This is a genomic window from Nitrincola sp. A-D6, from assembly GCF_000764495.1.
Lineage (GTDB): Bacteria > Pseudomonadota > Gammaproteobacteria > Pseudomonadales > Balneatricaceae > Nitrincola.
The window spans coordinates 33,250-56,285 of record NZ_JRLB01000009.1 but is presented as its reverse complement, the minus strand read 5'-3'; the positions used below and the strand labels follow the sequence as shown (position 1 = coordinate 56,285).

Below are 23,036 nucleotides of genomic sequence, written 5' to 3'. Positions count from 1 at the left end.
GCAGGAAGATGAGCCCACGGGAGGCGATGTGAACGCAGTTATCAAAATCGCGGAAGAGAAGAAAAAAAAGGAACGTGACGAATGGTCAGCACGCCTTACTTCTCTGGCTGTAACTCAAGATAAAGCAACCTTTGCCGCTATTTTTGGCTACTTTGCCCCGCGTGTGAAGGCTTACATTGTACGCCTGGGCATGCCGCTGGCTACAGCTGAAGAAGTAACACAGGAAGCGATGCTGTCTGTATGGCGTAAAAGCCATATGTTCAACTCAGCCAAAGCCAGTGCCAGTACCTGGATTTTCACCCTGTCACGAAATCTTTGTATCGATCGTATGCGTCGAGAGAAGGCGGTTGAATATGAATTACCTGAAGAAGAACCAGATCCAGATCAACGTGATATGTCAGAACACGCCGTCATTGAAGAACGTATGCAAATAGCTATAGCTCAATTACCGGAAAATCAGGCACAGGTGCTGCATCTGTCCTATTACGAGGGCAAGTCGCACTCCGAGATTGCCGATCAACTGGGCATTCCATTAGGGAGTGTTAAATCAAGGCTGCGTCTGGCTTTTAGTAAGCTCAAAGCGCATTGGGGGAGGAAGAATGAATATTCGTCATCACTTCGACGATGCTACCTTGATGGCTTATGCGGCCGGTAGTTTGTCTCAAGGTATGGCGCTGTTGGTGGCGTGTCATCTGCACTGGTGTCCGGATTGCTGCGAGCGTGTGCGTCAGGCTGAAGCCATAGGCGGTGTATTGCTGGACAAAATCGCTCCCATGCCCGTAGATGACAGCGCGCTGAATCAATTGATGGCGCGACTGGATGACGATATGGCATCTGAAGTATCGTCACTGGTTACGCCAGCTCAATTGCCAGACGGTGTTCCCGCACCCTTGCATCATTATATTAACAGCTCACTGGACGATTTGCCGTGGAAGCGACTAGGTTATGGCGTACACCATATCGATCTGCATCTGGGGGGCAAGGGGACTACCCGTTTGCTTAAAATAGCCCCGGGTGTGTCTGTTCCACATCATACTCACAGTGGTAATGAGCTAACCCTGATTTTACGCGGATCTTACTCGGATGAAATCGGACGCTTCAGTGCCGGTGATGTGGCTGACCTGGATGGTGATGTGCATCATCAACCGCTAGTGGATACGGATCAGGACTGTATTTGCTTGATTGCTACTGACGCACCTTTGAAATTCAGTGGGCTGATGGGGCGTTTGGTGCAGCCTTTTATTGGTATGTAAGGGTGTCGATGAAACTGGTTTGGTTACGTAACGATTTGCGCCGGCTGGATAATCCGGCGCTTTTTTATGCTTGTGAAATGCGTCAGGGTGTTACCGCCGTAGTTACCTTGACTCCCTTGCAATGGCAGTTACACAGTGAAGGGCCTGCACGCATGGCACTGTGGCGTGACCAACTAAGGGCTTTGCAAAGCGATCTGGCTGAGCTGAATATTGGCCTGCGGGTGTTGCAACTCAAACACTTTGACGAGGTGCCTGGTGCATTGCAGCAGCTGGCAGCTGAATTGCAAGTGGATAGTCTCTATTTCAATTATGAATACCCCCTCAATGAGCGTCAGCGTGACCGCCAGGTGTGTACTGAGCTGGAGACCGCCGGTGTCCGTTGTCTGGGGTATCATGGTGAGCTTGTTATTGCTCCAGGCAGGTGGTGACCGGGCAGGGTGGGATGTTTAAAGTCTTCACCCCGTTCAGTCGTGCCTGGCGACAAAAATACCTGCAACAGCTACCTGAGCCCTTAGGTATGCCAGCCGCTCAACCCGAGCCAGCTCCTGCGGATAATATACCCGATGACCTGGGTTATCAGGCACTGGCTTCCCGTTTGATGCCTTATGACATGCAACACTGGCCAGTCGGTGAAGTGGCGGTGCATGAGCGTCTGAATGATTTTATTCACACGGCTGTGGCTGACTATGCGGGTCAGCGGGACTTTCCCGCTATCGATGGCACATCGCGCTTGTCACCCTATTTATCTATCGGTGCGTTGTCACCCCTGCAATGTCTGCAATGCCTTAAGGTTGAGACAGGTAGTGATGCCTGGCTGGAAAGCATCTGGCTGAATGAATTGATCTGGCGGGAGTTTTACCGTCATCTACTGGTCGCCTGGCCAGATATGAGCCGTATGGAGCCTTTCAGGCCCGAAGTCGAACAGCGTATCAGTTGGCAGCATCAACCGGCCTTGTTCGATGCCTGGTGTCGCGGTGAAACCGGTTATCCTATTGTAGATGCGGCGATGAAGCAGCTACTGACAACCGGTTGGATGCATAATCGGTTACGCATGGTGGTAGCTTCTTTTCTAACCAAACTGTTACGCGTCGACTGGCGCTTGGGCGCTGATTTTTTTATGGCACACCTGATCGATGCGGACTTCGCCTCCAATCTGGGAGGCTGGCAGTGGGCGGCATCGGTAGGTGCTGATGCCGCACCCTATTTTCGTATCTTCAACCCTCAGCTGCAGAGTGAAAAGTTTGATCCAGACGGTGCCTTCCTGCTGCATTGGTTACCTGAATTGGCCGATGTGCCTCGCCGACAACGTCACCTTCCTGGTGCCGGGCAGGAAAGGGGGCGTCCGGCCCCCATTATTGATTACAAGTCAGCCCGGCAGGCTGCATTGGATGACTATCAGCAGCGCTCCTAGGTATACTCTGGGGTTAATCTATGGCGATACAGGACTTAAGCGCTTATGAGGCACCCGGATCAGACTCGACGAACCACGGCACGCCTGTTCCAGGTGGCCTTCTGGTTGTTGTTGCTGCTAGCCTTTGCCCTGTACTTCAGTGGCTACCTTGAACAACGTGATCATCCCAATCGGCATCTTTCGCTAGCTGAAACAGACGGGCCTTCCGAGGTGGTATTACAGCGTAACCGCAGTGGACATTATATTGCTCCGGGCTTGATTAATGGCCACCCGGTGGTGTTTCTACTCGATACAGGTGCGACTACAATCAGTGTGCCAGAAGCTGTGGCGCGTCAGGCGCAGTTGCATCCCGGGCGGCGTAGCCGTGTTACTACCGCCAGCGGCGTGATTGATGTCTATCAAACAGAGCTTGAAACGGTGCAGTTGGGTAATATCCGTCTGGATCGGGTGCAGGCCCATATCAATCCGCATATGCCCAGCGATCTGGTCTTACTGGGTATGAGTTTTATGCAAAATCTTGAAATGACACAGCGTGATGGTACCTTGTCCTTGCGCATTCCCTGAGGAAAATTTACTCCATGACAGAACAAGCTATGACCCCTGAGTTGCTGATTCAATCCCTGCAGCAGGGTTCGGTGAACTTTACTCAGACTATCGAATGTATCGATGGCTACTATGACTTTACCCCAACTCCTTTTCAAAATGGTGATCAATCGAATCCGGCAGGCAGTAATACGGGCTCTTGCAAGATTCTGGCATTCGCGCAGCTACAGGGTTTGAGTGAAGCAGCAACCCTGAATGCTTTCGGTGATTATTATCTTGTGGATGTGTTGCAGCATCCGGATGCTGACGATCATCAAAATATCCGCAATTTTATGCGCCATGGCTGGTCGGGTGTAACCTTTGAAGGTCAGGCATTAGTGCCCAAACAGGATTGAATAACATGGGCAGAAGTATGCAATGGTCGCGATTGTTAACCACCAAACGCTATGGCCATGAGTTGCTGACAGCTGAAGAGACAGGTCGCAGTCACTTTCACAAAGATACAGATCGCATTGTTTTCTCCAGTGCATTTCGACGTTTGGGGCGTAAGACCCAGGTGCATCCTCTGGCATTGAACGACCATATCCATACCCGCCTGACTCACTCTATAGAAGTTGGAAGTCTGGGGCGCAGTCTGGGAATACGGGTAGGGGAGTTGATCGCTGATCAGTTACCCGACTGGGTGACACCGCATGATTTGGGTACTATTGTTCAGTCGGCCTGTCTGGCCCATGATATCGGTAATCCGCCGTTCGGCCATGCCGGTGAATATGCCATACGCGATTGGTTCAGGCGGCATGCCAAAGATCCGCGCTTTGAACATTTAAGCCCACTACAACTGGCAGACCTGCAAACCTTTGAAGGTAATGCACAAGGCTTCCGTGTGGTCACCCGTATCGAGAACAATCTGTTTGATGGTGGCTTGCGTCTTACCTATCCCACCCTGGGGACGCTGTTAAAGTATCCCTGGACGGTGGAGCGGGGTGGTAAACAGGGTAAGTTCAGCGTGTTCCAGACTGAAGTGGATATTTTGAATGCTCTGGGTAATGAGCTGGGCCTTATTTCACTGGGAGAGAATCACTGGTCACGCCATCCCCTGGCCTGGTTGATGGAAGCGGCGGATGATATCTGCTACGCCATCCTCGATCTTGAAGATGCCATTGAACTGCAGATTCTCACCTTTGACGAGGTCAAGCCTATCCTGCTGCAGCTTTGTGGTGATCTGAGTTTTGATGATGCTATATTTAACTCTCAGGCTTCGGCGCGGCGTAAAATATCCGCCCTGCGTGGCAAGGCCATGGAGAACATGGTCAACGCGGCGGTGCAAACCTATTGCCAGCATTATGAAGCCATCATGGCGGGTTCGTTCCAGGGGGAACTACTCAGTGATGGTGACCCCATGGTGGCTGAGGGATTGAGCACGGCAAAAGGTATCGCTCGTACCCGTGTTTTTCCGAACAATCGCAAAGCTGAACAGGAGGTAGGTGCCTATACCACTCTGGGGGTTTTACTGGATGCCTTTTGCGATGCCGTGTATGAATCTCATCAGCAACAGGGCGAAGCCTTAGGCTATCGTACTGAGAAAATTATTACCCTATTAGGCATTCATGCGCCACCGGCAAGCTGGCCCTTGTATGACAGTTATATGCGCGCTGTGGATTTTATCGGTGGCATGACCGATACCTATGCTAATTACCTGGCTCGCCAGATAGGTGGCGGGACAGGATAATCCCTGCTGAATTTTATGAGGTAACTTTTTTGAGGTAATTTTTTCGAGGTATCTAATGGCATCATTGAAAGATCAGCTCAGTGGACTGGTGTATTCCACTGAAACCGGCAAACATTGCCCGGAATGCGCAGAGCCTTTGGCATCCTGTCGCTGTGATGAGCTGTCCGAGGCAGCCCGCCTGGCTTCTCTGGACGGTGTGGTACGTATTCGTCGCGAAGTGGCGGGGCGAAAGGGCAAAGGGGTGACGACCGTTAGCGGCATTCCCTTGGCTGAAGCCGAACTGAAGCAGCTGGCAAAGAAAATCAAACAACGCTGTGGTACCGGGGGATCAGTGAAAGACGGTATTGTCGAGATACAGGGTGGTCAGCGTGAGCTAATCAAATCCATGCTGGAAGCGGAAGGTTTTAAGGTCAAACTGGCGGGTGGCTGATGAGTGAAATAGGGGGCTCCCTCTGATCTGCTAAGAAAGCCGTGTACGTTTTGCTTCTACAAAGCGTGTTAAGTCTGCTTTATCCAGTGGCCGTGCAAAGTAGTAGCCTTGAAACCTGTCGCAACCAAAACGGGTCAGCATCTCCAGTTGTGTCTGGGTTTCAATCCCCTCGCTATCACATCCATTTCAAGATTTTTACCAATAGTGATGATGCTTTGTACCATTTGTTGGGCACTTTTATCTGTTAAAGCGGCATCCATAAAGCTTTTGTCAATTTTAAGCTCATCAATTGGCAGTGTGCGCAACATGCTCAAAGATGAGTACCCTGTGCCAAAGTCGTCCATAGACAGCTGTATGCCAGCGCCTTTTAGGCTATGCAAAAGCGGCAAAACACTTGGTATATCTTCAATAAGCAAACTTTCGGTAATCTCCAGCGTTATCCAGGCACCATTGATATTTCCCAGGTGCATCTTTTCAATAAAATCGGCCGCAAAATCAGGCTCCAGCAATTGTCGTGCAGAAAGATTAATGGATGTGTGAAAAATGCTGCCAAGGGTGTGCTGTAGCTGTTTAATGTCGGCGAAGGTGGCTTCTATAATGTAGCGACCCAAAATGGGCATCTGTCCAGACGCTTCTGCCACGGGGATAAAAGCATCTGGAGGGACGTTACCCAGGCTTGAGCTGTCCCAGCGAACTAACGCCTCTACACCATAAAAGGAACCGTCGGCGGTGATTTGGGGTTGGTAAACCATGAACAGCTCACGATTTTCGATGGCACTGCGTAGCGCTTGCTCAATGTTAACGTTACGGAGATAGCTCTCTTGCATCGTATCTTTAAAAAGATGCGCCGTGTTTTTCAGACGCTTGGATTTGTACATGGCGATATCAGCCGCTCGTAACAGATCATCGATACTTTGGCCATGTTGAGGGTATTTGGCAATGCCAACACTGGCACTGACATGTAAACGCATGGAGTTGATCTGGTAGGGAGTTGATGCTGTTTCGATAAGCTGCTTTGCCAGGGCCATCAGGGTCGTGTCTTCATGGATGGAGGTTAGCAGGATGAATTCATCACCGCCATAGCGCAATAACGCAGCCTCGTTCGGCAAGACGCCAAGTAACCGTTGAGCCAGCTGTTCCAAAAGTACATCGCCGAGCTGGTGGCCAAAGTTGTCGTTGACGTTCTTGAAATTGTCCAGATCAATATAAAGCAGAGCAAAAGGGCTTGCTTGTGGGTAAATCCAGCTTTGCAGGTTGTTTTTTAGGTAACTTCTGTTTAGCAGGCCAGTAAGTTGGTCGTGGGTAGCCTGGTAAAGCAAGTCGGCATTACGCTTGGCTTCAGCTGTGGCGATGATGCGAAAGAGCACATACAGCAGTCCTTCCACACCTATAAAAATCAAAAAATAGGTGCCTAGTACTTTTGCAAAATCCTTCCAGATCACTTCCATTTGAGTCATCAGCATGAATCGGAGGTTATAGGTTGGATTGTATTGGAGGGAGGCTAAATGGGTTGTGCTTCCTGAGCTATAGAGAAATGAGATAGGCTGGTTTGAGTACCAAATAGCATCCAGTGCTCCCTCACCATGGGTTTTTTCTATGGCTTTTGTCATTGCTTCCTGTTTACTGGCTGGAAGAGGTTCCTGGTAAGGGGCGTAGCCGAGCTCTTCACCGTTGCTGGCGTATTGCACGTACATATCATCACGCATGATCAATGAAACATAGCGATTTTCCAGATCAATGTTTTTGACCAGGTGACCAAAAGAGTCTTCCAGGCGTAAAGCGGCCGTGATAACCCGGTAGACACTACCATCGGGGTTGCGTATTGCTTTGCGGATGGGAACAATCCAGTCTTGAAAGGGTTCAAAGAAATAAGTACGTCCAAAAACCATCGTCTCAGAATCCATTACTTGTATAAATGAAGTGCGAGACTCGGGTTGTTCCAGAAGGTTGGGAAAATTAGACACATCCAGCTCATTGGTGGCAAATAGCATATTTCCCTGGGGATCAACAAGGGCAATCGCAATGATAGCGGGGCTTTCTTCAAGGGCTGCATCAAGAATAACCATGGCGTTTTGATTATCCTGATAGGTCGCATCCTCTAAAAATCTATGTCCGAGGATGTCCAGCATAATTTCATTGGTTCTATAAAGGGCTTGTGTTGAGTTGGCAATCAGTCTGAGGGTATTTTCCTGGGAGTTTTGCGCATTGCTGAACAGTCTTTGCCACTGTGCGTAAGAAACAAAAATAAAATAAAGGCTAAAGAGCAGGGTCAAAATGTAAAAAATTGACCATAAGTTTTTTTTAAGAAGTGCCATAACACTGCCCTTTTATGAATTTTCATGAACCCAACGCTGCCCAAATAGCCATTGGTGTTCTATCACACATATATTAACTTATAGAATCATAGCAGTATTTTAGACATAAACGGATTAGCTTAATCTAAAGCGAATAAGATATCGCAAACGAGCCATAGCTGTGTGTACTTTCTTGTGATTTGAACTGTTTAGTGCGCCAGATAGTCGCGTAGGAGATCTTCCAGCGATCGATGGTTGTTGCTACGCCGATAGATAAATCACCCACCAAAGCACGCTTATCTACGGAATGACTGCTGCGAAAGGTGTTGCCATCCAGAAAAATATCCTGCAGTACCCAGCGTCCATCCATGGAAATAAAACCATGCGCCCCCCAGCTAGTGGATCTATTACTCTTGCCATTGATCGGTGCTGGTACACTGTTGTCTCCGCCAGGACGCAGTGCAGAGGTGCCAAAATCGGCAGGTAAGTTGTGGCCAATCCTGTACTGTACGCCCGTATTCAGATAGGTGGCGACATTGCCCAGACTGCCACCGCCGTGCACGATCAGATCTTGCTGTATGGCATCCCCCAAACGACTCCGGTGGATGCGGTTTTTATGCTCATAAACCAACTGTATACCCAGCTCGTTATGTAATTGATTATCCCAACCATTGAAGCGATCAAAATCACGCATATCATGAACCAGGTTTTGAAACTCCTCTGCCAGTGATGCCGGGCCAACCATGCCCAGATTAACTTCAAATGAATTCAGTCGGTTCAGCGTGCGCGTGTGATAACCCAGGCCAGCGTAAAGCCAGCCAGCATAAGGTCGATCATCAGGAACAATGCCGGTGCTTTCTGAGTTATCCGGGGTGTACATCTTCTGACCCAGAGAAAAGACAACCCGACGGCTGACTTCTTCTTTTGAACCTTGTGCTACCGGATCCAGAGGAGTCAGCAAACGGTTGGCTTGGCGCATCCACAGAGGCAGGCGTTCATCATCAATAAAGCTGTCTATGTCAGGCGAAACCCAGGAGGCACGCACACCATTGGTGTATTGCTGATCGGTTTGACTGAACAGATCATTCTCAAAAAAAAGATTAAGCACCCAGCGTTCACGTACTTCTGTGATGGCCTGCTGTTCGCTGAAGATCTCTGGAGTGTCTTCAGCTTGAGCGGAAAAGCTGAATAAGACCAAGAACATAGCGCTAAGGATAATAAGTGTTGAAAAGTGGCGTGAGAATGCCATGGTGAATACCTGAAAAAAGTCATGCTGAAGCCACATTGGCCAGCCCGCCATAGTACGCCTGTAGACGGGCTTATACCAGAGGTGCCGCATGGGAAGGTCCTTCTTGAAGTAAAGTTGCAAGCCGCTGTATGCCGGTTTCAAAGACAGCCGTGTCAGCCGGAGGAGTGACGCAAATGCGCACGGCCTGCGGTGCCGGATGGCTGCCAACACAGAAGGGGTCGGAGGCGATCAAGGTTACCCCTCGTCGCGCCGCTTCAGCAACGAAATCCACGGCACGCCAGGGTTCAGGCAGCTTCAGCCAGGCATGAAAGCCATAGGCGTGGGCTTCGGTTTCGTAATGTTGTAACTCTTTTTTAAGAATAGCCTGGCGCTTGCTGACTTCAGCCCACTGCCAGTCGATTAGCGTGTCGGCATTGCCTGAGCTGAGCCACTGGCAGGCAATGGCGCCCATTAAGCCCGGAACAGACCAGCATTGTGCACGAAGTGCTGCGCTGAGCCTCGGAATCAAATTACTGGGTGCCCGCAAGGCACCAAAACGCAGTCCGCCTTCAATGATTTTAGATACGCTGAAAATATACAGTGAGCGTTCCGGTGCCAGGCGGTAAAAGGGGATGCCGCGTTGCGCTGCAATCACATACTGTACGCCATCTTCAAGGATCAGCAGGTCGTGGCGTCGGGCGATCTGTACGATCGCTTCACGGCGTGCCTGACTCATATGCTCTCCGGTCGGATTGTTATATTCCGGCATAACGTAGAGCAGGCGGATTTTCTGTTGCTGACAGAGACGTTCTAATGCATCCGGAAGGATGCCTTGATGGTCTGTAGGCACCGGAAGATGCTTTAGACCCAGCTGCCGTGCCACGGCGATCATGCCAGGATAGGTTAACGCGGCAGAAGCCACCGCTTCACCTGGACGAATGAGCGCTTGCATGGCGAGATAATCGGCATGTTGACCACCTTCTGTGATTATCAGCTCACTCGCCTCAACCGGTAGCTCATGGAGGGTCATCCACTCGGCCAGAATCTCGCGCTGTGAGCGGTTGCCCTGCTCCGGCTGATACGCCAGTGACTGGCGCGTTATTTCTGGCTGGCTGGCTATCTGCTGTAAGCAAAAGGCTAATTGCTCAGCCCGAATCGGATTGGGCATCGGAATACTGAGTGACAAGTCTATGCTATCAGCACCGGCACGCGACAAGTGGTGAAACTCTGGTTCATCTGCCTGCGAACCGCGCACACGCGTACCACTTCCCACGCGGGCTTCGGTGAGTCCGCGGCGTTCCGCTTCGCGATAAGCCGGGTTACTGTACCCAGGTAATACCCAGGCATCCGCTAGCAGGCGCTGAGGGGGTAGTTTGTCGCCAGGGCTCATTTTCCCCAGGCAATATCAGCGGCCAACTGATCAGCCAATGTCAGATAAAGGGTGTCCTGGGTTTTATCCAGTTCCGGTAGCCAATGGCAACGGGACCGGGCTTTTTGTTGAATACTCACATGCCCTCCGAGGCGATTGTCCTGAATACAAAGGATTGTTTGCAGGACAATTAAGTAATTGCCGCATCAATTAATACACACTATGGTTAATTGTATGCATTTGTAAACCAAATATTAACTATATTAATTAAATTGTATCCATACAATATAATTTTGGAGGGGTTATGGAACTACCCGGCTATGAACTGCTGACCTTGATGATCCCGGTATTACTGTTTTCATTCAGTATGTCGGTCACACCCGGTCCAAATAATGTGATGTTGACCGCATCCGGGGCTAATTACGGTTTTGTACGCAGCATACCGCATATGCTGGGTATTACCGCGGGTGTGATGTTGTTGATGTCTTCAGTGGCACTGGGTTTGGGTATTCTGTTTGAGCAGTGGCCGGTCTTAATGACACTCTTAAAAATACTGGGTAGCGGCTATTTACTCTGGCTGGGATGGAAGATTTTTCACTCACCACCGCCTGAAATCCGTACTGAAACTGCAGGTAGTCCACTGACATTTTTTCAGGCAGCGATGTTTCAGTTTGTAAATCCAAAGGCCTGGATGATGGCCATTTCAGCCCTGGCGTCGTTCACCCTCAGTGGTGATGCTTTCGTCACCTCCGTGGTGCTGATCATTCTCGCTATGGCAGTGGTAAATCTGCCATCCATCGCTCTCTGGGCCAGCTTTGGGGTGTTACTCGGACGCTTGTTGAAAACGCCACGCCACTGGCGTGTATTTAACCGGTTAATGGGTGGGCTGACAGCATCTTGCGTGGTGATGATATTGATATAAGCGCTAGTGGAAATTGACCGGTATCTGGGTTATAAAGCCTGCATACCGGTCAATATATATACAGGAGGTTTACGCTATGCACAGGAAGCGCGTCACCCGTCAAATACATCGCATGGGTTTAATATTATTTTGTCTGCTGGCACCTGCAGCAGCACTTCAGGCGCAGATTCTGCATTACACTGATGATACAGGTCGGCGTATCTATGTGGATAATATCAGCAAAGTGCCGCATGCCTACCGTGATCAGTTGGAGAAACGTGGTTCACGTTTGACTCCGGAGCGTCGTGATGAGTTGGAAATGGAGCGTCAGGAACGCCTGAGTGCGCAGCAACAGCAGCAATACCTGCGGCAATTGGATCAGGCGATAGCGGCTCTACAAACTCCGCTGACCATGCGGGGGAATTCAGTGATGTTACCTGTTAAGGTGACCCTGCGAGGCCGCACTGCTAACACCCTGATGGTTCTGGATACCGGTGCATCGTCAACTGTGTTCCATCGGGATAAACTAAGCCAGTTACCGCTTGATGCACGCCCATCCGGTTATGCACGGGTGGCAAGTGGTGACGTGATAGAAACTTTTTCGGCACGCTTTGATCGCATCGAGATAGGCCCCTATCGAATTGATGGCCCTCGTGCTGACATTATCGATTTTCAGGGGGCGCTGGGGCACATGATGGCCTGTTGAGTATGGATTTTCTGCGCCAGGTGGATTACCGCATCGATTTTGATGCATCAAAGGTCATCTGGGACCCGGCCCGCATTGCTGAACTCAGGCAGCAGCGGGCGGACCTGGAAGCCGCTATCGCAGCGCTTGCTGAGCCAACTGAAGATCCAGAGTAGCCTTGAGTAGCCTGAACAGCTGAATAGCTGCATCTATCTCTTCTTTGCGGTTGGTCAGGCTTTCAATATTTAACCCTAATGGCAGCCCCAATGGCAGACAGGCTTCCAGTATCTGTTCCAGACTGTTCTGACAGATACGAATCGATTCTGATAAAGGATTTTCGGCATCCAGAATCCGCCAGCGAGTCGCTTCAGGGACAGAAATGCCCAGCCACTGCATAAAGCCCAGCGTTTTTTCACTGCCGCAAGGGGTGAATGTCAGAATAATGCGTTTAGGTGTTTCGCCACGCTGGCGACACTCGCGCGCATAGCCAGTGAGCAGATCAATGGTGGCCTGGGGGTTATAGACCGCCTGAGAGATGAAAAACTCACAGCCCTCCTTGCTTTTCTGTAGCAAACGCAGGTGTTCATTACCCTTAACAGCATGACGCTCCGCAATGGTGACACCACCGAGGTTAAAAGGTAATTGACTAGCGCGCAGTGTTGCATAAGCATCCGGCAAGCTCAGGCGGATCTGACCGTGCGAGGATGGACTGCCAACCAGTACCAGGTGCTGTTGACTGTATTTATCACTGGTTTCTTTCAGCCAGGCTGCAAAACTGGCACGGTCACGCTGGGCTACGCTTTTGTAGGCAATAGTGTCACGCCCCGACAGCTTTGCCAGCAGCCAGGCATAATCACGTGGATCCCGGGTTTCCATATAAGGAAAAGGGCGGGGCTGATCGGTACGACTGCTCTCATCCTGTATGTCATACACCACTACACCGTCGTAATCGATACTGTTCAAACGGCCGAGTAGTTTTTCAGCTATACCTGCCATCGCTTCATCATCAGTTCCAGCGCGTGGTGGCGTGGTGCCAATAAAATATACCCCTTGTTGTGGGTCGCGAAATTTGTCAGAAAGCGTGCGGCTCATGAATTACCCGGTTTGTCGTTGTGAGTTAAATTTTTGTCGCGATTAGTTTAACAATGAATTCTATTCAATAAACTATATTTCATTGTGAAATATTTGTGGGTATGGATGAGCGGTATTCATAGATGTTCGGATCATGGTCGGGTTTGTTGAAATTAGGGTGGGTGAAAGGGCTGATGGGATCGGAGTTTGTCTGACTCGCCGTGAACCCATCCATGGGGGCTCCAGTGCGCCTTCCATGGCGCACAGGGTCAGCCAAATCCGATCCCATCAGCCTCACTACCTGGGTGCCAGATTTAAGTTGGTTTGGCAGAGGAATTTGGGCGGGGTGGTGGTATCGCTTTGGTGGGACCGTCTGCCGCCCGGATGGCGGCAGTCGAGCGGTCATGGATGACGAAAAGCGCGTCACACCAAAGCGACACCACCACCCCAGCATGGCACCATGAAAAAAGGCACTGCCGCCTTTACCGGAGCCCCCATGCATGGGTTCACGGCGTGTCAGGCAGATCTGGCCCATTAGCCTGAGCGATATTGATACGGAAAAAGGGTACTGACCCCTTTACGACTCCTTTATTGCTATAAGGGTTTTTACTTATTACCTGGAACCTACTATCCTAGTCCGCTTATAACAGAATAATTGTTGCACTGCAGCATGATGCGGCGCACAATATGTAAGTGATATTAACGAATCAATAAGGGCAAACTATGGATCTGAAAGATAAAGTAGTCGTAGTAACTGGCGGTGGACGTGGTCTCGGTCGTGCAATGGCACTGGAATTGGCTGCTAAAGGCGCCAAACTCGCATTGGCCGACCTGAACCAACAGGACCTTGATGACACTATTACGCAGTGCAAGGAAAAAGGCTCAGAAGCACGTGGCTATATTTGCAACGTTTCGGTTGAAGCCGATGTTGAAAAACTTTTTAACGATGTTGTAACCGATTTTGGTGCAGTGCACGGTCTGGTAAACAATGCCGGTATTACCCGTGACGGTCTGTTTATTAAAGTTAAAGACGGCGCTGTCGTCAGCAAAATGAGCATGGATCAGTGGAACCTGGTTATGGACGTTAACCTGACCGGTACTTTCCTGTGTGGCCGTGAAGCCGCTATCAAAATGATTGAACTGGGCATCCAGGGCTGCATCATCAATATTTCTTCTGTGTCACGCTCCGGCAACATGGGCCAGACCAACTACACAGCGACAAAAGCCGGTGTACAGGCTATGGCCGTTACCTGGGCAAAAGAACTGTCTCGCTACGGTATCCGCGCCGCATCTATTGCGCCAGGTTATATCGGCACCGAAATGGTCATGAGCATGAAACCCGAAGCACTGGAAAAAATTGCAGCAGGTATTCCTGCCAAGCGCCTGGGTAAACCGGAAGAGATCGCTTCAACAGTGAGCTTCATTCTGGAAAACGACTATGTCAACGGTCGTTGCTTTGAAGTAGACGGCGGCCTGCGTATCTAACGCCGCGTCAGAGAAAAGGCTGCTACCGATAATACCGGTGCAGCCTTCGCTTTATTATTTAACTATTAATCGCGGAAATTATTGAACTGCAAAGGTAGTTCTACGTCTGATTCGCGCAGCAATGCCATCGCTTCCTGCAGATCATCGCGCTTTTTACCTGTTACCCGCACCTTCTCACCCTGAATCTGACTTTGCACTTTCATTTTGCTGTCTTTGATCAGCTTGGTGATTTTTTTACACTGCACCTGATCCAGCCCCTGGCGCAAAATAACTGTCTGCTTAGCCTTCACACCACTCAGATCCGGATCTTTAACCTCCATACAACGTATATCTATTTTGCGTGCGGTTAGTTTTGTACGCAGCAATTCAAGCATCTGCTGCAATTGGAAATCCACCTCAGCAATCAGCGTCACCGTTTCATCCTGCAGTTCAAATTCAGCTTTGACACCTTTGAAATCATAGCGACTGGCCAGATCTCTATTCGCTTGATCAACAGCATTGGTTACTTCGTGCGAATCCAGTTCGGAAACTATGTCAAATGAAGGCATACTATACTCCTGTCAGTAGTGAGCGGATGATCAAAACACCCGCCTCAGGTAAACGGAAAACAATTATGAAATGGCATATCCTCGGCGCTGGCGCCATGGGTAACCTGTTCGCGACCCGGTTGCTACAAGCCGGTCAGGACGTCAGCCTTATTCTGCGCCAGCCAAACCCTGAGGGCTATTATCAACTGCATTGCCTGGAGGGTAAAGCCAGACGCACTTATACCCTGACTGCACAATCCGCATCAGCGGATGAAGCGATCTGCAGATTACTCATTACCACCAAAGCCTATGACACCCAAGCCGCCCTGGCCTCAGTAGCCGATCGCTTAACACCAGACGCGACACTAGTGCTTTTGCAAAACGGCATGGGACAGCACCAGACTGTTCAGCAGCAGCACCCTTCAGCTGATGTCTGGGGTGCCGTCACCACTGCTGGCGCTTGGCGTCCGCAACCTGATGAACTTGTTTGTGTTGCTGCTGGAGAAACCCATATAGGTCCGTTTACTGCAGAAACGGCAGCATTACCCGCCGGTTGGACAGCACTGACTCCAGCACCCATCTATGTGCAGGATATACAAACAGCTCTCTGGCGCAAACTGGCAATCAATTGTGCCATCAACCCACTAACCGCCCTGCACCGCTGCCACAATGGCAAACTGGTAGAAAATCCTGAGTTTTATCAGCAGATGCAGCAACTCTGTGATGAAATTGAAACCCTGACTCACAGCCTGGGAATCACTCTGTTTGCAACAGACTTGATCGACCAGGCGGCCAAGGTAGCCCAGGCTACCGCGGATAATCGCTCATCGATGCTCCAGGATATTTGTCATGGACGCCCTACAGAGATCGAATTCATCACCGGTTACGTCTGCAGCCAGGCAGATCAGCTAGGCATCGACCTGCCCTGCAACAAGGCTTTACTGTCACAGGTTCGCGCCTTATCTGCAACCTGACCCTGTCTGCCAGAAAAGGTCGATTCAACTTGGCAGCCATCATGTTACACTTCAATGAAACCATCGGTAATACTTAACCGAACCCAGATCAGGATAGCGCTATGGCCGAAACCCCTACAGAGATCGAGTATCCCTACGATAAGAAAATGCAACGTAAGGTTTACGAGCAGGAAAAGCGTGCCTTACAGATCGAGTTGCTGAAAGTGCAGAGCTGGATGCGTGAAACAGGACAGCGCATCGTAATCATCTTTGAGGGACGCGATGCCGCAGGTAAAGGCGGTACCATCAAGCGCTTTATGGAACACCTTAACCCACGCCACGCGCGGATCATAGCTCTGGAAAAACCCTCCGATGTAGAGCGGGGCCAGTGGTACTTTCAGCGCTATGTTAAACAACTCCCCACCAGTGGCGAGATGGCGCTATTTGACCGTTCCTGGTACAACCGTGCCGGTGTCGAACGAGTGATGGGCTTTTGTTCACCTTCGGAATACCTGGAGTTCATGCGCCAGACACCCGAGCTGGAAAAAATGTTTGTGCGCAGCGGCATACGACTATTCAAACTATGGTTTGAAGTCAGCCGAGATGAACAGTTCGAACGCTTCCAGTCCAGACGTCTGGACCCGGTTAAACAGTGGAAACTGTCACCCATCGATATGGCATCTCTGGATAAATGGGATGCCTACACCGATGCCAAGGATGCCATGTTCCGCCATACAGATACGCCGGAAGCCCCCTGGACGGTGATCCTGTCGGATGACAAGAAACGCGCCCGACTCAATGCCATGCGCCACATTCTAAGTCAACTGCCCTACCCGGACAGAGATCCGGAAACGGATATTACACCTGACCCGCAAATCTGTATTCCGGCGCGAAAGCTGACTAACGGATAAGTTGATCACTGGTGGGAATTGCGCACAGCATAGCTTTTGCTGATGAAGACAGGTTCTTTAACGCCGCGACGCTGGTTAACGACCTGCGTCAGCACAAAACAAAAATTACACACCATGTTGAGTAATCGCGGCAGTACCTCCGGCACACTGATACCCTCTGCATCAACTCGCACCAGCGCACGGATAGCTTTTTTACTTGCGGAACGTGCCTGATGCAGCTGTGGTACAGGCGTGAGGCCTCGCGGCAATACAAAACCTGTGTTACGCGCTGCCACTTCAGTAGTGTAATGATTCAACCGGCTCCTGAGCCAACTCAGATCGTCTTCACTCACAGCCAGACGTCCACGAATAGAGCCGTTAGCATGAAAGGCTAAGGGTTGCAGCCGCTCCAGGTCTGCCGCCAGATCGTCCATGTCCGTCTCCAGAGCTGATAAAGCCATCCCCAGCAAAGTACACAACTCATCGGTGATGACTTCATAATCACACAGACAAGAAGACTCATGCACAAACGGATAGCAAATCTCATCCAGTTTTTTGCTTATTTTTAGTGACATCACAGTTATCCAATGACAGAAATGATGGGGGGATGGGCCTGCAGATCAACACAAGCATCTACCTGATATACCGCCCGCAGGTTATCCACTGTTAAGACTTCGGCCGGGGCTCCCTGCGCATAAACCTGCCCTTGATGCAGCAGACAAAGACGATCACAGTAACGCGCCGCTTGTGCCAGATCATGCAGTGACACTATCACGCCATGCTGTTGCTGTGCATAGTGGCGCAGCAGTTCCAACACACGACTTTGATAATACAGATCAAGACTGGCCAAAGGCTCATCGGCCAACAATAGCTGTGGCTCCCCTGCCAACACTCTTGCCAGCCAGACCCGGGCTTGCTCACCGCCAGACAATTTATCGACCGGCTGGTCCAACCACTGGGTCACACCCGTCTGATATGCTACCCGCTCCACGGGTGTCTTAGCTTCATCGTCCCACGGCAGGCGTCCAAGGCTGATAATATCGCGCACACTCAGTGCCCAGGCACTCTGACAACGTTGTGGCAACAGGCCTATCTGTCTTGCCCGCTGCTGTACCGACAGCCTGTTAAGTGGGGCGTTGTGCAGTTGAATATCTCCCTGGCAGGATTCAATACCCGCCAGACAATGCAGCAGAGTGGTTTTACCCGCACCATTAGGCCAATCAGCCCTAACATCTCACCGGGCTGCACTACCAGATCAACCGCTTTAAGCCGGGTATCAACTGTCAGCCCACTGACGTTCATCAGAGCCATCGTCTGCGCTCCCGCCATACCAGCCAGATAAACAAAGGCGCCCCCAGCAGCGAAGTCAGCACACCCAGTTTCAGCTCCGGACCGGCTGGCAGCAAACGCACCAGAATATCAGCCAGACAAACCAGGACGGCGCCCATCAATGCAGAAGGAATCAATACCCGGTCAGGTCGATTTCCGGCCAGCGGCCTGACCAGGTGCGGCACAATCAAGCCAACAAAACCGATGGCCCCTGCCACAGCCACTGACGTACCTACCAGCAAAGCCGCTCCCAAAATAATCAGTCGACTACCACGTGTATAAGAAAAGCCCATACTGCGTGCCACCTGCTCCCCCAAGCTTAGCCCCAGCAATAAGCGCCGCTGACTTAAGATCAATCCCCACCTACCAGCAATGCTGGCAGCAACAGCCACAGGTGTTCAAGCCCTCGCTCAGACACTGAACCCAGCAACCAGAACACCAATTCCTGCATAGCATAAGGGTTAGGTGCAAAATTCAACACCGCCGCCAGTAACGCACCTGTCAGGGTTGAGATGGCTAATCCAGCCATGATCACCATACCCTGACGCGCCGTACCTGCCAGAAACAGCATTAATGACATGGCCAGGCCTGCGCCCAGCAGACCGGCCAGCGCCGGCGCCGCACCACCAGCCATAGGAAACAAGCCAAAATAGAATACACAGGCGGCACCTAATGCCGCCCCCTGACTGGCTCCAGTCAAACCGGGATCAGCCAGTGGATTACGTAGCAGCCCCTGCAGCGCCGCGCCACTGAGACCAAGCGCGGCACCCACAGACATCGACAGCAGGGTGCGTGGCAAACGAATGTCACCGACCACTATCGCCGCCACACTATCTGAACCCAATACCCAGTCATACAAACCGGCCCATACCGCCACGTCGGTTGAGCCAACAGACAGCGAGAGGGTGGCTGTCAAACACATCAGCAACAGCAGAATGGGCAGAATCAATTCCACACCTCCCGTGCCTGGCGTAACTGTTCGATCAGCCCCCAGGTCCAGGGGCCTGGACACTGCCAGCGCCAGTAGTCTGTCATTAACCAACGCTGTTCCGGAATACGCCCGGCTAATGCCGGATGTTCAGCAAAGCGATTGGCCAGTGAAGGGCTATCCGGCGCTGCCCAAAGCAGCGCATCAGGTGGATCACTGACTAACTGTTCCAGATCCAGTGATACATACCCCTGATCGGTCAAATAATTAGACCAACCGGCCTGGCGCAAAATCTGGTCTTCGAAAGTCCCTGGACCTGTCCCTATACCGTTCGCCCCCAGCAGCAATAAACGCGGAGTCGGGAGGTCATGCAGCTGCTCATCCGGAGCGGGAGTAGCAAGATTGGCTGGCAGGCCGGTCAGTTGCAAAATAGAGCGTTCATAATCCTCAATCTGTTCAAGCGACTGAGGCAGGGAGACTACTGCCACCGGCAGGTGCAGAGTCTGCAGCCGATTTCGCAGCAACAATGCGTTGTATTCACCCACCAGAATCAGGTCTGGTTGTAACTGATAAATCTGCTCCAGCGAGCCATCATGTGCTGGCCAGTCATTCAATTTCAAGGGTAGAGGATAGCGTTTATGTAAGGGCGATAATCCGGCTATACGCGACCTGTCTACATGGTAAGCCAGTATCCAGTCCATACACAGATCCAAAGACAGGATACGCTGCGGAAACGACGATTCAGCGTCTGGCGCAGCTTCTGAGCTCAATGTTTCAGATCTCACAGCCAGTGCCCAGCCCAACAGCAAGGTCAGCATTAATGCACGCTGTAGCCCATTGCGCTTGTAAGGCATCCACTTCGCCATGATTTTTAAGACCTTCTCTGCCTGTAGAGGCTGGCAGAATAACGGAAATCCGGGATGACTTCACCCACTCGCCTCCCTATAATGGCACGGCTTATTTGATTTGCTCATTAAGGTGTCGCGTGATTCATGCACGCGATTAAACGGGAAACAGGTGCTGACACCCGTCAAAAGCCTGTGCTGCCCCCGCAACGGTAAGATGTTGTCATCGCAAACGCCACTGTGTTACTAAAACATGGGAAGGCGCGATGAACTGCGCTCTGCGCCGCATCAAGCCCGGATACCGGCCTAAGTGAGACTACTGTTGGTGTTGCGGAGGGCTTCACCCAGTCAAACTTACAGAACCGCCTGTTCTTGGTGGTGCTGTGTCTTTGGCTTTCCCTCCCTCGTCACGCCCTAACTTAGCGTATGAGGATACAAACTTGAAACATCCCCTGCTCAGACACACTCTGTTAATCACAACGTTAACGACCCTTAGTGCTCCACTTTTAGCCGATAGCGTTCAACTGGAACCCCTATTGGTGACGGTTACCACTCCGTTGCGCATGGCGCAGACTCTGAATGAGACCCAAGCTGCCACAACCGTCATCACCCGTGCCGATATTGAACGCCAGCAACCAGAATCTGTCGCGCAGCTACTGCGTGGACATCCCGGTATTGAATTTGCCAGTAGCGGTGGGGCAGGTTCGATAACCAGCCTGTTTATGCGCGGCAGCAACTCTAACCACACACTGGTAATGATCGATGGTGTCAAGATTAACAACCCAACCAGTGGCGGAGTCAGTTGGCAATTCCTGCCCGTCAACCAGATAGAGCGCGTCGAGATTGTACGCGGTCCACAATCCAGTGTCTGGGGTGCAGATGCTATTGGCGGTGTCGTCAACATCATCACCCGTAAAGCGACCGAACCCGGAACAGAAGGTGAGATTCGCGTAGGGGTTGGCCAGCAAAACACCCGACTGACCGACGCCAATTTCAGTGCGGCTAATGCAACCACACGTTTTACTTCGGCCTTGAGTTACCGTGAGTCTGATAGTATCAATGCCAGAACGGCTGATACCACTGATGAAAAAGATGGCTATGAGCATTATGGCCTGAGCTTGCAGCTTGAACATGATCTGAATGAGCGTAACACCCTTTCTGCCGGGTATCTGCGTAGCCAGGGCGACAACCAGTATGATAATTGCTCCGATGCTTTCTGGAACGCATCCAATGCCTGCAAAGAAGAGTTTGCCCTGCAAACACTCAACCTGGGCTGGACACATCAACTAACCAACGCCTGGCAAATAGATACATTGCTGCAACGCGTTGACGAAGATCGTGAAGATTTTTATGAAGGTCAAGACAATGGCCACACTCACACTCAGCGTGATCAACTCGGCATCAAGGCCACCCTGTCGACGGACCCTTTCAGCCTGGTTACCGGGTTGGATGCACAGAAAGAGCGCATACTGAAAGGCTCCGGCTTTACCCAGGACAGCCGGGATATCTTCGGTGTGTTTGCGCAGACTCACTATCGCCTGACCGATACCTGGACACTGTCAGCCGGGGTACGCCATGATGACGATGAGTTTTTCGGTAACCAGGCCACAGGTAACCTGGGACTGGACTGGCAACTGCATAGCGCCCATAACATTGGCGCCAGTATTTCTCAGGGATACCGGGCACCCAACCTGATGGAACTCTATGGACCGGCCAGTTGGGGTGCCAACCCGGATCTTAAACCAGAGGAGTCGATTAACTACGAGCTCTTCTGGCACTATCAGCCAGACTCGGCTTTTAATGCTGAGGTACGCCTGTTTCAGAATGAAATAGACAACCTGATTGTCTGGTCAGCGGGTCAAAACCTCAATATCAATGAGTCACGTATCAGAGGCACCGAAATTACACTGGCTATCAACTCGCCAACTGGCGCTTCGCTGGTGCCCTAACGCTTCAGGACCCGATCAACCGTGAAGATGACTCGCTATTGCTGCGCCGGGCACGGGAACATGGCCGGATTGATATTGACTATGCCGTCTCAAATTGGGGTGCAGGCGCCACAATTGAAGGTCAGAGCAAACGTTATGATTTTGGCGGTGACCGCATGGGCGGCTACGCGCTGCTGAACACCCGCGCGCATTGGCACCTGTCATCCGACTGGACCCTGCGCGCCAAAGTCGACAATCTATTCGATCAGGACTACGAACAAGCCCTTGGATACAACACTCCGGGACGCTACGTCGAAACCAGCCTGACCTATCGCTTTTAAAGGGAGCGGTGACTGCAGGCAGACAGGCCGGTAGGGCTTCTCCTTCAATCTGACCTCTGCTGCCATGGATGGCAGCAGTGAGCCCACAAGGACGTGTTCATGGCGCGTCAGATTGAAGGGGGAGCCCTGCCGGTCCCATACCAGCACTACTAGCAACTACCAGCACAACTACTCAACCCGCTATACTCAACCTAACTCCTTCACAACCAAGGTGTATAAACCATGTCTGACCGACTCGACCGTATCTACACCCGCAGTGGCGACAAAGGCACTACCGGATTGGCCAATGGCAAACGCATCCCCAAATCCCATCCGCGTATTGAAACCCTGGGCGATGTCGACGAACTGAACAGCCTCATAGGTCTGTTAATCGCTGAACTGGACGCTAACCATGCATTAAACACCCCCCTGGCACAGATCCAGAATGACCTGTTCGACCTGGGTGGTGAACTGGCGATAGCCGATGACAAGTATACCGTTATTACTCTGGACACCGTGACACGTCTGGAAACCTGCCTGGATCAGTTAAATACCAACCTACCGCCATTGAAAGAGTTTATTTTGCCAGGCGGCAGTCGTGCTGCAGCAACAGCCCACCTGGCACGTTCAGTCTGTCGCCGGGCGGAGCGACGCATCGTAGAGCTGAGCAGCCTGAATCAGGAAAGCATCAACCCGATGGGTGTCAGCTACTTGAATCGACTATCCGATTTATTGTTTGTAGTGGCTCGGACTCTGGCGCGGGAAAACAGTGGCAAGGAGATACACTGGAAACCAACCCCCCAGGAAAATCTCTAAAGCCTTATCCACCCGGTCAGCATTTAAGACCAAGGTTAATTTTACAGCCACGCCCGAAACGGGATAAGCTAAACACATCATCAGGATTATAAGAGGAAGCG

Annotated in this window: 29 protein-coding genes, 1 pseudogene and 1 riboswitch; of the genes and pseudogenes, 17 read left to right on the top strand and 13 right to left on the bottom strand. The window is 51.2% G+C overall.

Annotated features, from left to right (window positions below; genetic code table 11):
- The first annotated feature begins 28 nt into the window (after positions 1 to 28).
- Genes LH51_RS02150 through LH51_RS02120 form a run of 8 tightly spaced genes read left to right on the top strand, consistent with a single transcriptional unit; the run spans position 29 to position 5,366 of the window.
- Positions 29 to 655 carry a sigma-70 family RNA polymerase sigma factor gene (locus LH51_RS02150; RefSeq protein ID WP_235263431.1) on the top strand — a complete coding sequence of 209 codons (627 nt, stop codon included), beginning with the start codon at positions 29 to 31 and terminating at the stop codon, positions 653 to 655.
- A complete protein-coding gene (locus LH51_RS02145) occupies positions 600 to 1,253 on the top strand; it encodes a ChrR family anti-sigma-E factor (RefSeq protein ID WP_036519335.1) in 654 nt (217 codons plus the stop codon). Before LH51_RS02150 ends, LH51_RS02145 begins: the two co-directional genes overlap by 56 nt.
- Positions 1,254 to 1,261: 8 nt before the next feature.
- The gene (locus LH51_RS21115; protein WP_052063363.1) at positions 1,262 to 1,681 is read left to right on the top strand and encodes a deoxyribodipyrimidine photo-lyase; all 420 of its coding nucleotides are present in this window, start codon (positions 1,262 to 1,264) and stop codon (positions 1,679 to 1,681) included.
- A 14-nt stretch (positions 1,682 to 1,695) separates the two neighbouring features.
- Entirely contained in the window at positions 1,696 to 2,664 is a 969-nt protein-coding gene (locus LH51_RS02140) for a cryptochrome/photolyase family protein (protein WP_200881839.1), read from the top strand.
- Between the two features lie 45 nt (positions 2,665 to 2,709).
- A complete protein-coding gene (locus tag LH51_RS02135) occupies positions 2,710 to 3,228 on the top strand; it encodes a retropepsin-like aspartic protease family protein (RefSeq protein WP_036519333.1) in 519 nt (172 codons plus the stop codon).
- A 14-nt stretch (positions 3,229 to 3,242) separates the two neighbouring features.
- Positions 3,243 to 3,602, top strand: a complete 360-nt coding sequence (locus LH51_RS02130; RefSeq protein ID WP_442934802.1) for a HopJ type III effector protein — start codon at positions 3,243 to 3,245, stop codon at positions 3,600 to 3,602.
- 5 nt (positions 3,603 to 3,607) lie between these two features.
- Positions 3,608 to 4,936, top strand: coding sequence for a deoxyguanosinetriphosphate triphosphohydrolase (locus LH51_RS02125; RefSeq protein ID WP_144244142.1), 1,329 nt, complete (start codon positions 3,608 to 3,610; stop codon positions 4,934 to 4,936).
- A 55-nt stretch (positions 4,937 to 4,991) separates the two neighbouring features.
- On the top strand, positions 4,992 to 5,366 hold the full coding sequence (locus LH51_RS02120) for a translation initiation factor Sui1 (protein WP_036519330.1): 375 nt from the start codon (positions 4,992 to 4,994) through the stop codon (positions 5,364 to 5,366).
- A gap of 30 nt (positions 5,367 to 5,396) precedes the next feature.
- Here LH51_RS02120 and LH51_RS21975 read toward each other — a convergent pair.
- The 4 genes and pseudogenes from LH51_RS21975 to LH51_RS23345 form a co-directional block, all read right to left on the bottom strand.
- Positions 5,397 to 6,814 (bottom strand): annotated as a pseudogene (locus LH51_RS21975) (putative bifunctional diguanylate cyclase/phosphodiesterase).
- Between the two features lie 991 nt (positions 6,815 to 7,805).
- Positions 7,806 to 8,909 carry a lipid A deacylase LpxR family protein gene (locus LH51_RS02110; RefSeq protein WP_036519403.1) on the bottom strand — a complete coding sequence of 368 codons (1,104 nt, stop codon included), beginning with the start codon at positions 8,907 to 8,909 and terminating at the stop codon, positions 7,806 to 7,808.
- Between the two features lie 70 nt (positions 8,910 to 8,979).
- Complete coding sequence (locus LH51_RS02105; protein ID WP_052063360.1) at positions 8,980 to 10,278, bottom strand: aminotransferase-like domain-containing protein; 1,299 nt, start codon at positions 10,276 to 10,278, stop codon at positions 8,980 to 8,982.
- Positions 10,275 to 10,397 (bottom strand): hypothetical protein, encoded by a 123-nt coding sequence (locus LH51_RS23345; RefSeq protein ID WP_268746516.1) that lies wholly within the window; start codon positions 10,395 to 10,397, stop codon positions 10,275 to 10,277. Before LH51_RS23345 ends, LH51_RS02105 begins: the two co-directional genes overlap by 4 nt.
- A gap of 164 nt (positions 10,398 to 10,561) precedes the next feature.
- Between LH51_RS23345 and LH51_RS02100 the strand changes: the two genes are divergently transcribed.
- The 3 genes from LH51_RS02100 to LH51_RS20720 all read left to right on the top strand — a co-directional run bounded on the left by LH51_RS02100 (position 10,562) and on the right by LH51_RS20720 (position 12,019).
- Entirely contained in the window at positions 10,562 to 11,179 is a 618-nt protein-coding gene (locus LH51_RS02100; protein WP_036519326.1) for a LysE family translocator, read from the top strand.
- A 76-nt stretch (positions 11,180 to 11,255) separates the two neighbouring features.
- A complete protein-coding gene (locus LH51_RS02095) occupies positions 11,256 to 11,864 on the top strand; it encodes a retropepsin-like aspartic protease (RefSeq protein WP_081960623.1) in 609 nt (202 codons plus the stop codon).
- Complete coding sequence (locus tag LH51_RS20720; RefSeq protein ID WP_160173665.1) at positions 11,861 to 12,019, top strand: hypothetical protein; 159 nt, start codon at positions 11,861 to 11,863, stop codon at positions 12,017 to 12,019. Before LH51_RS02095 ends, LH51_RS20720 begins: the two co-directional genes overlap by 4 nt.
- On the opposite strand, the gene LH51_RS02090 is transcribed toward LH51_RS20720, so the two are convergent.
- Together LH51_RS02090 and LH51_RS20340 are read right to left on the bottom strand one after the other, a co-directional pair.
- On the bottom strand, positions 11,979 to 12,935 hold the full coding sequence (locus tag LH51_RS02090; RefSeq protein ID WP_036519321.1) for a hypothetical protein: 957 nt from the start codon (positions 12,933 to 12,935) through the stop codon (positions 11,979 to 11,981). The genes LH51_RS20720 and LH51_RS02090 overlap by 41 nt on opposite strands.
- A gap of 79 nt (positions 12,936 to 13,014) precedes the next feature.
- Positions 13,015 to 13,449, bottom strand: coding sequence for a hypothetical protein (locus LH51_RS20340; RefSeq protein ID WP_144244141.1), 435 nt, complete (start codon positions 13,447 to 13,449; stop codon positions 13,015 to 13,017).
- 188 nt (positions 13,450 to 13,637) lie between these two features.
- Between LH51_RS20340 and LH51_RS02085 the strand changes: the two genes are divergently transcribed.
- The gene (locus LH51_RS02085) at positions 13,638 to 14,399 is read left to right on the top strand and encodes an SDR family oxidoreductase (RefSeq protein ID WP_036519318.1); all 762 of its coding nucleotides are present in this window, start codon (positions 13,638 to 13,640) and stop codon (positions 14,397 to 14,399) included.
- A 65-nt stretch (positions 14,400 to 14,464) separates the two neighbouring features.
- Here LH51_RS02085 and LH51_RS02080 read toward each other — a convergent pair whose 3' ends face one another.
- Complete coding sequence (locus LH51_RS02080; RefSeq protein ID WP_036519315.1) at positions 14,465 to 14,947, bottom strand: YajQ family cyclic di-GMP-binding protein; 483 nt, start codon at positions 14,945 to 14,947, stop codon at positions 14,465 to 14,467.
- A 65-nt stretch (positions 14,948 to 15,012) separates the two neighbouring features.
- On the opposite strand from LH51_RS02080, the gene LH51_RS02075 reads away from it, so the two are divergent.
- A complete protein-coding gene (locus LH51_RS02075) occupies positions 15,013 to 15,900 on the top strand; it encodes a ketopantoate reductase family protein (protein WP_036519401.1) in 888 nt (295 codons plus the stop codon).
- A 101-nt stretch (positions 15,901 to 16,001) separates the two neighbouring features.
- Positions 16,002 to 16,790: a polyphosphate kinase 2 gene (gene ppk2, locus LH51_RS02070; protein WP_036519313.1), complete on the top strand. Its 789-nt coding sequence runs from the start codon at positions 16,002 to 16,004 to the stop codon at positions 16,788 to 16,790.
- A gap of 5 nt (positions 16,791 to 16,795) precedes the next feature.
- On the opposite strand, the gene LH51_RS02065 is transcribed toward ppk2, so the two are convergent.
- From LH51_RS02065 to LH51_RS02050, 6 genes are read right to left on the bottom strand one after another with little or no spacing between them, the layout of a single operon-like run.
- A complete protein-coding gene (locus LH51_RS02065) occupies positions 16,796 to 17,344 on the bottom strand; it encodes a hypothetical protein (RefSeq protein WP_036519311.1) in 549 nt (182 codons plus the stop codon).
- 5 nt (positions 17,345 to 17,349) lie between these two features.
- Positions 17,350 to 17,940: an ABC transporter ATP-binding protein gene (locus LH51_RS02060; protein WP_235263449.1), complete on the bottom strand. Its 591-nt coding sequence runs from the start codon at positions 17,938 to 17,940 to the stop codon at positions 17,350 to 17,352.
- Positions 17,859 to 18,080 carry a hypothetical protein gene (locus LH51_RS21110; RefSeq protein WP_200881838.1) on the bottom strand — a complete coding sequence of 74 codons (222 nt, stop codon included), beginning with the start codon at positions 18,078 to 18,080 and terminating at the stop codon, positions 17,859 to 17,861. The genes LH51_RS02060 and LH51_RS21110 overlap by 82 nt, the downstream gene beginning before the upstream one ends.
- Positions 18,071 to 18,454 carry a FecCD family ABC transporter permease gene (locus tag LH51_RS23340; protein WP_268746515.1) on the bottom strand — a complete coding sequence of 128 codons (384 nt, stop codon included), beginning with the start codon at positions 18,452 to 18,454 and terminating at the stop codon, positions 18,071 to 18,073. The genes LH51_RS21110 and LH51_RS23340 overlap by 10 nt, the downstream gene beginning before the upstream one ends.
- A complete protein-coding gene (locus tag LH51_RS23335; RefSeq protein WP_268746514.1) occupies positions 18,451 to 19,053 on the bottom strand; it encodes an iron chelate uptake ABC transporter family permease subunit in 603 nt (200 codons plus the stop codon). Before LH51_RS23335 ends, LH51_RS23340 begins: the two co-directional genes overlap by 4 nt.
- Positions 19,044 to 19,892, bottom strand: a complete 849-nt coding sequence (locus LH51_RS02050; protein ID WP_200881837.1) for an ABC transporter substrate-binding protein — start codon at positions 19,890 to 19,892, stop codon at positions 19,044 to 19,046. The genes LH51_RS23335 and LH51_RS02050 overlap by 10 nt, the downstream gene beginning before the upstream one ends.
- A 93-nt stretch (positions 19,893 to 19,985) precedes the next feature.
- Positions 19,986 to 20,195, top strand: a riboswitch (cobalamin riboswitch).
- 116 nt (positions 20,196 to 20,311) lie between these two features.
- On the opposite strand from LH51_RS02050, the gene LH51_RS02045 reads away from it, so the two are divergent.
- The 3 genes from LH51_RS02045 to LH51_RS02035 all read left to right on the top strand — a co-directional run bounded on the left by LH51_RS02045 (position 20,312) and on the right by LH51_RS02035 (position 22,935).
- On the top strand, positions 20,312 to 21,820 hold the full coding sequence (locus LH51_RS02045; RefSeq protein WP_144244140.1) for a TonB-dependent receptor plug domain-containing protein: 1,509 nt from the start codon (positions 20,312 to 20,314) through the stop codon (positions 21,818 to 21,820).
- A gap of 38 nt (positions 21,821 to 21,858) precedes the next feature.
- Positions 21,859 to 22,140 carry a TonB-dependent receptor domain-containing protein gene (locus LH51_RS23330; RefSeq protein ID WP_036519305.1) on the top strand — a complete coding sequence of 94 codons (282 nt, stop codon included), beginning with the start codon at positions 21,859 to 21,861 and terminating at the stop codon, positions 22,138 to 22,140.
- Positions 22,141 to 22,362: 222 nt separating this feature from the next.
- Positions 22,363 to 22,935: a cob(I)yrinic acid a,c-diamide adenosyltransferase gene (locus LH51_RS02035; RefSeq protein ID WP_036519303.1), complete on the top strand. Its 573-nt coding sequence runs from the start codon at positions 22,363 to 22,365 to the stop codon at positions 22,933 to 22,935.
- Positions 22,936 to 23,036 lie beyond the last annotated feature (101 nt).

Coding starts and splice junctions, on each gene's coding strand:
- LH51_RS02095 (WP_081960623.1), top strand. CDS start 11,256: ATGCACAGGAAGCGCGTCACCCGTCAAATACATCGCATGGGTTTAATA.
- LH51_RS20340 (WP_144244141.1), bottom strand. CDS start 13,449: ATGGGCCAGATCTGCCTGACACGCCGTGAACCCATGCATGGGGGCTCC.
- LH51_RS02075 (WP_036519401.1), top strand. CDS start 15,013: ATGAAATGGCATATCCTCGGCGCTGGCGCCATGGGTAACCTGTTCGCG.
- LH51_RS02135 (WP_036519333.1), top strand. CDS start 2,710: ATGAGGCACCCGGATCAGACTCGACGAACCACGGCACGCCTGTTCCAG.
- LH51_RS02105 (WP_052063360.1), bottom strand. CDS start 10,278: ATGAGCCCTGGCGACAAACTACCCCCTCAGCGCCTGCTAGCGGATGCC.
- LH51_RS02100 (WP_036519326.1), top strand. CDS start 10,562: ATGGAACTACCCGGCTATGAACTGCTGACCTTGATGATCCCGGTATTA.
- LH51_RS02065 (WP_036519311.1), bottom strand. CDS start 17,344: ATGTCACTAAAAATAAGCAAAAAACTGGATGAGATTTGCTATCCGTTT.
- LH51_RS02120 (WP_036519330.1), top strand. CDS start 4,992: ATGGCATCATTGAAAGATCAGCTCAGTGGACTGGTGTATTCCACTGAA.
- LH51_RS02145 (WP_036519335.1), top strand. CDS start 600: ATGAATATTCGTCATCACTTCGACGATGCTACCTTGATGGCTTATGCG.
- LH51_RS21110 (WP_200881838.1), bottom strand. CDS start 18,080: ATGGCTCTGATGAACGTCAGTGGGCTGACAGTTGATACCCGGCTTAAA.
- LH51_RS02130 (WP_442934802.1), top strand. CDS start 3,243: ATGACAGAACAAGCTATGACCCCTGAGTTGCTGATTCAATCCCTGCAG.
- LH51_RS02090 (WP_036519321.1), bottom strand. CDS start 12,935: ATGAGCCGCACGCTTTCTGACAAATTTCGCGACCCACAACAAGGGGTA.
- LH51_RS21115 (WP_052063363.1), top strand. CDS start 1,262: ATGAAACTGGTTTGGTTACGTAACGATTTGCGCCGGCTGGATAATCCG.
- LH51_RS02125 (WP_144244142.1), top strand. CDS start 3,608: ATGGGCAGAAGTATGCAATGGTCGCGATTGTTAACCACCAAACGCTAT.
- LH51_RS02035 (WP_036519303.1), top strand. CDS start 22,363: ATGTCTGACCGACTCGACCGTATCTACACCCGCAGTGGCGACAAAGGC.
- ppk2 (WP_036519313.1), top strand. CDS start 16,002: ATGGCCGAAACCCCTACAGAGATCGAGTATCCCTACGATAAGAAAATG.
- LH51_RS02050 (WP_200881837.1), bottom strand. CDS start 19,892: ATGGCGAAGTGGATGCCTTACAAGCGCAATGGGCTACAGCGTGCATTA.
- LH51_RS02110 (WP_036519403.1), bottom strand. CDS start 8,909: ATGGCATTCTCACGCCACTTTTCAACACTTATTATCCTTAGCGCTATG.
- LH51_RS02080 (WP_036519315.1), bottom strand. CDS start 14,947: ATGCCTTCATTTGACATAGTTTCCGAACTGGATTCGCACGAAGTAACC.
- LH51_RS02085 (WP_036519318.1), top strand. CDS start 13,638: ATGGATCTGAAAGATAAAGTAGTCGTAGTAACTGGCGGTGGACGTGGT.
- LH51_RS02140 (WP_200881839.1), top strand. CDS start 1,696: ATGTTTAAAGTCTTCACCCCGTTCAGTCGTGCCTGGCGACAAAAATAC.